Here is a 9,220-nt window from a genome sequence, read left to right as displayed (position 1 = left end):
CCCAGCTCAACCCCAACCACCTCCCGGCGGTGCCGGCCGATCTCTCGCTGAACACCGCGATCAGCTTCACCACCAACACCAACTGGCAGAACTACACCGGCGAGCAGACGATGAGCTACCTGTCGCAGATGCTCGCCCTGGCCTTCCACCAGTTCCTCTCCGCGGCCACCGGCATCGCGCTCGCCATCGCCCTGGTGCGCGGGCTGGTGCGGCGCAGCGGGAGGACGATCGGCAGCTTCTACGTCGACATCACCCGGGCCACGCTGTACATCCTGCTGCCGATCGCGGTGGTCGCCACCCTCGTCCTCGTCTCCCAGGGCGCGATCCAGAACTTCAACGCCTCCACGGTGGTGCACACCCTCGAGGGGGCCACCCAGACCATCGCCCAGGGCCCGGTGGCCTCGATGGAGGCGATCAAGGACCTCGGCACCAACGGCGGCGGCTTCTTCAACGCCAACTCCGCCCACCCCTACGAGAACCCCACCGGGTTCACCAACGCGTTCCAGATCCTGCTCGTGCTCTGCATCCCCTTCGGCCTGGCGTTCACCTTCGGCCGCTTCGCCCGGAACGTCAAGCAGGGCATCGCGATCTTCGCCGCGATGGCGATCGTGCTCGTCAGCGGCGCCGCGTTCGCCGCCTACCAGGAGCAGGCGGGCAACCCGGCCCTGGCGCGCGCAGGCGCGACCTGGACCTCCACGGCGCAGCAGACGGGCGGCAACATGGAGGGCAAGTCGGTCCGCTTCGGCGCCATCCAGTCCGCCCAGTACGGGGCGGCGACGACCGGCACCAGCACCGGCTCGGTCGACTCCGCGCACGACAGCTGGACCCCGCTCGGCGGCCTGGTGCCGATGGTGCTCATCCAGCTCGGTGAGATCACCCCGGGCGGCGTCGGCTCCGGCCTCTACGGCATGCTCGTCTTCGCCATCCTCGCGGTCTTCATCGCCGGGCTGATGGTGGGACGAACGCCCGAGTACCTGGGCAAGAAGATCGAGTCGCGCGAGGTCAAGCTCGCCGCCCTCGGCATCCTCGCCCTGCCCGCCTCCATCCTCGGCTTCACCGCGGTCTCGGTTCTCGCCTCACGCGGGCAGGCGGGGCCGCTCAACCCGGGGCCGCACGGTTTCTCCGAGATCCTCTACGCCTTCAGCTCGACCACCGGCAACAACGGCAGCGCCTTCGCCGGGCTGAGCGGCAACACCCTGTACTACAACACCACGCTGTCGGCGGCGATGTGGATCGGGCGTTTCATCTTCCTGATCCCGCTGCTCGCCCTCGCCGGCTCGATGGTCAGGAAGAAGGTCGTGCCCGCGAGCGCGGGGACCTTCCCCACCGACACGCCGCTGTTCACCGGGCTGCTCATCGGGGTGATCCTCATCGTCGGCGCGCTCACCTTCTTCCCGGCGCTGGCGCTGGGACCGATCCTCGAGCACCTGCAGCTGCATGCGGGCCAGCTGGCCCACTGAGAGAGGGATGGAGATCATGGCCGTGTCCGCAACGGACCCGGGCCCTCGCGAGCCCAGACGGCAGCCCAGGAGCAGCCTCTTCGACCCCGCCATCGTGGTGCCCGCGATCGGCGAGTCGTTCAAGAAGCTCGATCCGCGCTCCCAGGCGCGCAACCCGGTGATGTTCATCGTCGAGATCGGCGCGGTGATGACCACGTACGCGTTCGTCACCGGGATCTTCAACCGGAACGAGGACATCGGCTTCGTCGGCCAGGTGTGCCTCTGGCTGTGGTTCACGGTGCTCTTCGCCAACTTCGCCGAGGCGGTGGCCGAGGGCCGCGGCAAGGCCCAGGCGGCCACCCTGCGCCGCACCCGCAGCGACACCGTCGCCCGGCGGCTCTCGGGTGGCCGGGGCGGGAAGGAGGAGCCCGTGCCGGCGCCCGAGCTGCGCCGCGGCGACATCGTCGTCTGCGAGGTGGGGAGCATCATCCCCAGCGACGGCACCATCATCGAGGGCATCGCCTCGGTGGACGAGTCGGCGATCACCGGCGAGTCGGCGCCGGTCATCCGCGAGGCGGGCGGCGACCGCAGCTCGGTGACCGGCGGCACCCGGGTGCTCTCCGACCGCATCGTCATCGAGATCACCCAGAACCCCGGCGAGACCTTCATCGACCGGATCATCGGCCTGGTCGAGAGCGCCAGCCGGCAGAAGACGCCGAACGAGATCGCCCTCAACATCCTTCTCGCCGGGCTGACGATCATCTTCGTCTTCGCCGTGGTCACGCTCCAGCCCTTCGCGGTGTACGCGGGCACGTCGGTGAGCGTCACCGTGCTGATCGCGCTGCTGGTCTGCCTCATCCCGACCACGATCGGCGCCCTGCTCTCGGCGATCGGCATCGCCGGCATCGACCGGCTGCTGCAGCGCAACGTGCTGGCGATGTCGGGCCGCGCCGTCGAGGCCGCGGGCGACGTCGACACCCTGCTCCTCGACAAGACCGGCACCATCACCCTCGGCAACCGCCAGGCCTCGGAGTTCGTGCCCGCGCCGCGGGTGACGATGAGCCGGCTGGTGCGCGCCGCCACCCTGGCGAGCCTGCCCGACGAGACCCCCGAGGGGCGGTCGATCGTCGCCCTCGCCCGGCGCATCGGCGTCGAGGAGGAGGACGTGTCCGCCTGGACGTTCGTCGCCTTCTCGGCGGTGACCCGGATGAGCGGCGTCGACCGCAACGGCACCAGCATCCGCAAGGGCGCCGCCGACAGCGTCGCCGCCTGGTGCACCACCGGCACCACGCCCAACGGCCACCTCCCCGACGCGGTGCGCGAGCAGGTGGAGACCATCGCCCGCTCCGGCGGCACCCCGCTGGTGGTCGCCGAGGACCACAGGGTGCTCGGCACCATCCACCTCAAGGACATCGTCAAGCCGGGCATCAGCGAGCGCTTCGCGGAGATGCGCCGGATGGGGCTGCGCACGGTGATGATCACCGGCGACAACCCGCTGACCGCGGCGGCGATCGCCGCGGAGGCGGGCGTCGACGACTTCCTCGCCGAGGCCACCCCCGAGGACAAGCTCGCGCTGATCCGCAAGGAGCAGGCCGAGGGCAAGCTGGTGGCGATGACCGGCGACGGCACCAACGACGCCCCCGCGCTCGCCCAGGCCGACGTGGGCGTGGCCATGAACAGCGGCACCCAGGCGGCCAAGGAGGCGGGCAACCTCGTCGACCTCGACAGCAACCCCACCAAGCTCATCGAGATCGTGGAGACGGGCACGCAGCTGCTGATGACCCGCGGCGCGCTCACCACCTTCAGCATCGCCAACGACGTGGCCAAGTACTTCGCGATCATCCCGGCGATGTTCGCCGCCGCCCTGCCCGCGCTCGGCGCGCTCAACATCATGCGGCTGCACAGCCCGAACAGCGCCATCCTCTCGGCGGTGATCTTCAACGCGCTGATCATCGTGGCCCTGATCCCGCTGGCGCTGAAGGGCATCAGGTACCGGCCGATCGGCGCCGCCGCGCTGCTGCGCCGCAACCTGCTGATCTACGGCGTCGGAGGGGTGATCATCCCCTTCATCGGCATCAAGGCCGTCGACGTCCTGATCACCAACATCCACCTCGCCTGAGGACGCGACGATGAAGACCTCCCTCCCCGCCGAGGTGCTGCGGGCGCTCCGCGCCACCCTGGTGATCGCCGTGATCGGCGGCCTCCTCTACCCCCTGGCGATGACCGGCCTGGCCCAGGGACTGTTCCACGACCAGGCCAACGGCGGCCTGATCAGCTCGGGGAGCAAGGTGGTCGGCGCCCGGCTCATCGGCCAGAACTTCACCTCGGACAGGTACTTCAACGGCCGTCCCTCGGCGACCGTCGACGAGAACGACCCCACCAAGACCAAGCCCTACAACGCCGCCAACTCCGCCGGCGACAACCTGGCGCCGAGCAACCAGGCGCTGATCGACGCCGTCCGGCAGCGCGTCGAGGCGGTGCGCAAGGCCAATCCCACGCTGCACGGCGACGTCCCCATCGACCTGGTCACCACCGACTTCTCCGGCTTCGACCCGGACATCAGCCCGGCCGCCGCCCTGCTCCAGGTCGACCGGGTCGCCAGGGCCCGTGGGCTCGACGCCGGGAGGGTGCGGACGCTCGTGGACCAGCACACCGACGGCGCGTCGCTCGCGATCTTCGGCGCGCCGCACGTCAACGTGCTCGCCCTCAACCTCGCGCTCGACGCCATGCCGAGCAGCTAGACGGGGACACCATGGACCGACGCGGGTCGCTCCGCGTCCACCTCGGCGCCGCTCCCGGGTCGGGCAAGACCTTCGCGATGCTGCGCGAGGGACGCGAGCGGATGGCGCAGGGCGAGGACGTGGTCATCGGCTTCGTCGAGACCTACGGCCGCCCGCGTACCATCGAGGCCGTGGGACCGCTCGAGGTGGTCCCGCGCCTGCAGGTGACCTATCGGGGCACGCCGCTCGAGGAGATGGACCTCGACGCGGTGCTGGCCCGCCGGCCGCAGGTGGCTCTGGTCGACGAGCTCGCCCACACCAACGCCCCGGGGGTGCCCCACCCCAAGCGCTGGCAGGACGTGGAGCGGCTGCGCGACGCCGGCATCGACGTGATCACCACGGTGAATGTCCAGCACATCGAGAGCGTCAAGGACGTGGTCGAGGGCATCACCGGGATCCCGGTCCGCGAGACCGTCCCCGACCAGGTGCTCGACGGCGCCGACGAGGTCCAGTTCGTCGACATCGCCCCCGACGCGCTCCGCAAGCGGATGCGCCACGGCAACATCTATCCGCTCGACAAGGTCGACACCGCGCTGCGCAACTTCTTCCGGCCGGGCAACCTCGGCGCGCTGCGGGAGATCGCGCTCCGGCTGGTGGCGCAGGGCGCCGGCGCCGCCCGGAGCGCGCTGCGTCCGCCCCCCCAGGACGTGCTCGTGGTGATCTCCCGGCGGCCCAGCTCGGAGGCGCTGATCCGTCGCGGGGCGCGGATCGCCCGGCGTCTCGTCGGCCTCTGCACCGTGCTCACCGTGCTGCGCCCCGGCGACGACGCCGCCGCCTCGGCGCCGTGGCGCCAGCTCGCCGAGCAGCTGCACTGCGGCTTCGCCGAGCGCGTCTCCACCGACCTGGCCGGCACCGTGATCCAGGCCGCCCGCGAGCTCGGAGTGCGCCACATCGTCGCCGGCGAGTCGAGTGGCGAGGGTCTGCTGGGGCGCTGGCGCGCCGGGCTCGTCGACCGGCTCATCGACGGGCTGCCCGACACCGACATCCACGTGGTCGCCCGGGGCGGTCACGGACGGTCACGCAACGGCCGGGTCGAGAGCCGGCGTCCAACACCCGACGACCTGCTGCTCCAGGGGCGCAGCCGCGCCCGCGACCGGGGGCTGCTGCGCGTGTACATCGGCTACGCGCGAGGGGTGGGCACCACCAGCGCGATGCTCGAGGAGGGGCGGCGGCGCCGCCAGCGCGGCACCGACGTGGTGGTCGCCGCGGTCGACACCGCCGGGCGGTCGGAGTCGGAGACGGCGCTCGCCGGTCTCGAGCTGCTCGGTGGCCCCGGCGGTTCGGGAGCGCACCACCGCCTCGACGTCGACGCGCTGCTCGCCCGCAACCCGGAGGTGGCGCTCGTCGACGACCTCGCCGGCGTCGACGTCGACGGACGGCCGCGTCCCGAGGCGCTGCCGCGCATCCTCGACGCCGGGATCACGGTGATTGCGACTCTCCACCTCGCCGACCTCCAGAGCATGGCGCGGGTGATGGGGTCGATCCTCGGTGACATGCCGCCGGGCCCGCGCGTCGACGACGGGGTGCTGGCCCTCGCCGGTGAGGTCGAGCTGGTCGACGTCACCCCGTCCCTCCTCGACGAGCGGCTGCGCCGCGGCGAGATCGTGCCCCCGGCGGAGGCGGCGCGGGCGCTGCAGGGCGAGTTCCGGCCTGAGGTGCTCGCCGCCCTGCGCGACGCCACCTTCCGGCTGATCGCCGAGCACACCGACCGCCAGCTGCTCGAGTACATGCACGAGCGTCACATCGTCCGGCCCTGGGAGGCACGCTCGCGGGTGATGGTGTGCGTGCCGCCGCGGCCGCACATGGAGAGCCTGATCCGCCGCGCGGCGCGGCTCGCCGACAGCCTCGACGCGGCGATGCGGGTGGTCACGGTGCGCACCCGCCGGCGCTCGCTGCCGGAGAAGGAGCTGCTCGGCGAGTACGCCAGCCTCACCCACCAGCTCGGCGGTGAGTTCATCACCCTGTACGGGCGCTCGGCGGCGGCGGCGATCGCCGCCTACGCGCGCGAGACCCTGGCCACCGAGATCCTGCTCACCCGCGGCCGCGGCGACGGGCACTGGACCCGGAACACCCTCCACCGGCTGGTCCGGATGCTGTCGGACGTCGACATCCACATCCTCGCCAAGGAGTACGAGGCCCAGGCGGCCGCGGCGGGGCGCCTGAACGCCCGGCCGAGGTTGTTGAGGCTTCGTTGAGGGTCGCGGGAGCATCCTCGAGTCGGAGCCGGCGGTGACATCCCGCCGCACGAAGGAGACCCGAGAGATGCTGACCGTCGAGGTGCTCGACGAGCCGCCGCCAACGCCGGTCCTCTCGCTGGCGGCGGTGGTGGCGGGACGCTGGGCTCGCACCACCGGGCTGACCTGGCCTCCACCGCCGGCGGTGGTGGTGTGGCCATCGGCGCCGCTGCCGCGCTGGACCCCCGACCTCGCCGACGTGGCGATCGCACGGATGAGCGACAGCGATGCCGAGCAGGTGCTGGCCATCCACCAGGCCGGCCTCGACACCGACAACGCCAGCTTCGAGACGGTCGCGCCGGAATGGGACCGGTTCGACGCCGCCCACCTCGCCGAGCACCGTTTCGTCGCGGTCAACCGCCGCACCGGGATGGTGCTCGGCTGGGTGGCGCTGTCCCCGGTCTCCTGCCGCGAGGTGTACGCGGGCGTCGCCGAGGAGTCGATCTACGTCCATCCCGGGGTGCGCTGCGTCGGCATCGGCTCGGCCCTGCTCGCCGCGGCCATCGACTCCAGCACCGCCGCCGGTCTCTGGACACTGCAGGCGGGGATCTTCCCCGAGAACGTCGCCAGCATCGCGCTCCACCGCGCCCACGGATTTCGTGTCGTGGGAGTGCGCGAGCGCATCGCCGAGCATCGGGGTCGCTGGCGCGACATGCTTCTTCTCGAGCGTCGCGACGGCAGCGCGGGCCAGGGGTGCCCGCCCGCGGGGCCGTTCTGGGAGGTGGGTGGCGATGATCGGGGTTGATCCGGTCCAGGTGTCGCTGCTGTCGAGCGAGACCCGCGCGGTGCTCCACGACGTCGACCGGCTGGCGTCGGCGGGGAGTGGCATCGATCCGTCGACCGCGGAGCTGCTCTCGCGGGTGCACGACGACCTGCTCGCGCTGATCGATGCCCTCGAGCGACCCGACATCCCGGGATGCGCCGGCGGCCCCGGCTGCCGGGTGTTCCCCGGCTGCATCTGATCAGCCGCCGGCGGAGACCGCCGCGAGCAGCCGGCGCACCTCCGCCTCGTCGAGGGCGGCGGTCTCTCCCGCGGCGACCACGGCGCCGGCGTCGAGGACCACGTAGCTGTCGGCGAGCCGCAGCGCGAACTCGACGTACTGCTCGCGATGGCGCCCACAACAAGGCCTTCGCGTCGAGCGCGCCCGATGCCACCAACCTGCCGTCGGCGAACGCCTTCAACGCGATCTACACCCGGACCGTCTACCACGCCACCGGCGGCAGCTGGGTGGGGCTGCAGACCGTCACCGCGACGGGGGGCTGAGCCTAGACGGCGCCCCCGGCGGGCGGCTCGGGTCGATGGCTCGCGGCTTCGACGAGCAGTCCGGCCACCTGGGAGTCCAGCTGCGCGACGGTGCCGCGGAAGTGCGCCAGCGCCAGCTCGAACCGCTCCACGAACCAGGCGTCGAGCTCCGGTCCGTAGTGGATCGTCGTGGGGTTCTGCCGGTTGGTCACCGAGAGGGTCAGCTCCCCACCGTCGTGGCGGTAGCCGACGAGCTTGGCGAACGCGCACTCACGGGTCTGCCGGGCCCCGACGAACACAACCCGCTGCGAGGTGATCGCCATCGTTCCCCGGTCGATGGCGGTCGGCACCGGCGACCCCTGGACGTAGTGCCCGCGGCTCCTGCCGACGTGGTAGCGGATGGACCGGCCGCCGATCGATCCGACGGGAAGCGAGAAGCCGGAGGACGCGCTCGCCCAGTGGCCGCCCTGCACCCGCGTCTCGACCAGGGACGCACCCTCGACGCGGCCGAAGATCGTCTCGCCCCGCTTCAGGACCAGTCCCCCGGCGGCGCCGTCGCCGGCGAAGCCCCGGATGAGCCGCAGGTACTCCTCGAGCCCGTCGACGTGCCCCTGCCATTCGGCCCGCTGCGCCTCGTATCGCTTCTCGGCGACGTGCAGCCGGTGCCGCTCCCAGAAGCCCGGCTGGTGCGGCGGCGGTTCCGGGGGCGCGGCGGCCACCACCGGCGCCCAGACGTTCCCGTCCCACCAGTACCGCCCGTCGGGGCTCACCAGCGCGCCCGGCGGTGGGGCCGGGGCAGCGGCCATCGGTCAGCTCACGCCGAGCGGGATGTACACGGGGAGCGCCGTGTACCGCTCCGAGCCGGTGGCGTGCAGCAGCTCCTCCACGACCTGATGGAGGTCGCCGGCGAGGCTGCCGCCGAGACGCTGTCGATAGATGTCGTCGAGGAGGCAGTAGTACGCGAGGGTTCCACCCATCGGCACGGAGAAGCGGCCGAAGACGGCCTCGCCCACCTGGCGGAGATCGGAGAGGATTGCGCGGGCGTTGTGCAGCTTGTCGGCGGCGCTGACCCGCAGCACGCCCTCCGGCGCGGTCCTCAGATGGTCGATGTAGTCCTGCTTGCGCTGGTGCCAGGGCGGCTTCGGATGCTGGTCGGTGTCGGAGCAGGCGTCGACGATGTCCGCGACGGCGTCCCCGAAGCGCCGGCGGATGGTTGCCAGCGTCTCCGCGCCACCCTGGTCCTCGACGGCGTCGTGGAGCAGCGCGGCGATCACCTCGTCCTCGGTGCCGCCGTTCTCGACGACCAGGGAGGCGACGCCGAGGAGGTGGCCGATGTAGGGGACGGGGGTCGACTTGCGGGTCTGGTCCCAGTGCAGCCGGTTGGCGCGGCCGTCTCTCTGTCGGTCATGCGAAACACGGTAGCAACGCCCCGGCGTCCACGCACGAACGCGTCGACCGCATCGCACTCGCGTCCACGGCCGCAGGGACGTACTCCAGTACCCCTGTCCGGCTAGGAGAGGGCGG

Annotated in this window: 8 protein-coding genes; 6 read left to right on the top strand and 2 right to left on the bottom strand. The window is 71.9% G+C overall.

From position 1 onward, the window contains the following. The 6 genes from kdpA to VGL20_07505 form a co-directional block, all read left to right on the top strand. On the top strand, window positions 1–1,460 hold a 1,460-nt coding region (gene kdpA / locus VGL20_07530), incomplete at its 5' end, for a potassium-transporting ATPase subunit KdpA (protein HEY2703525.1). Window positions 1,461–1,476: 16 nt separating this feature from the next. Further along, complete coding sequence (kdpB, locus tag VGL20_07525) at window positions 1,477–3,558, top strand: potassium-transporting ATPase subunit KdpB (GenBank protein ID HEY2703524.1); 2,082 nt, start codon at window positions 1,477–1,479, stop codon at window positions 3,556–3,558. 10 nt (window positions 3,559–3,568) lie between these two features. Then, window positions 3,569–4,180, top strand: coding sequence for a potassium-transporting ATPase subunit KdpC (gene kdpC / locus VGL20_07520; protein ID HEY2703523.1), 612 nt, complete (start codon window positions 3,569–3,571; stop codon window positions 4,178–4,180). Between the two features lie 11 nt (window positions 4,181–4,191). Continuing rightward, window positions 4,192–6,414, top strand: coding sequence for a hypothetical protein (locus VGL20_07515; GenBank protein HEY2703522.1), 2,223 nt, complete (start codon window positions 4,192–4,194; stop codon window positions 6,412–6,414). Between the two features lie 67 nt (window positions 6,415–6,481). Beyond that, complete coding sequence (locus tag VGL20_07510; protein ID HEY2703521.1) at window positions 6,482–7,198, top strand: GNAT family N-acetyltransferase; 717 nt, start codon at window positions 6,482–6,484, stop codon at window positions 7,196–7,198. Beyond that, window positions 7,185–7,415, top strand: a complete 231-nt coding sequence (locus VGL20_07505; GenBank protein HEY2703520.1) for a hypothetical protein — start codon at window positions 7,185–7,187, stop codon at window positions 7,413–7,415. Before VGL20_07510 ends, VGL20_07505 begins: the two co-directional genes overlap by 14 nt. 304 nt (window positions 7,416–7,719) lie before the next feature. On the opposite strand, the gene VGL20_07500 is transcribed toward VGL20_07505, so the two are convergent. Further along, window positions 7,720–8,502 (bottom strand): hypothetical protein, encoded by a 783-nt coding sequence (locus VGL20_07500; protein HEY2703519.1) that lies wholly within the window; start codon window positions 8,500–8,502, stop codon window positions 7,720–7,722. Window positions 8,503–8,505: 3 nt separating this feature from the next. After that, window positions 8,506–9,162 carry an HD domain-containing protein gene (locus VGL20_07495; protein HEY2703518.1) on the bottom strand — a complete coding sequence of 219 codons (657 nt, stop codon included), beginning with the start codon at window positions 9,160–9,162 and terminating at the stop codon, window positions 8,506–8,508. Between the last annotated feature and the right edge of the window lie 58 nt (window positions 9,163–9,220).

Source organism: Candidatus Dormiibacterota bacterium (assembly GCA_036495095.1).
GTDB lineage: Bacteria > Chloroflexota > Dormibacteria > Aeolococcales > Aeolococcaceae > CF-96.
This window is presented reverse-complemented; position numbering and strand designations above follow the sequence as displayed.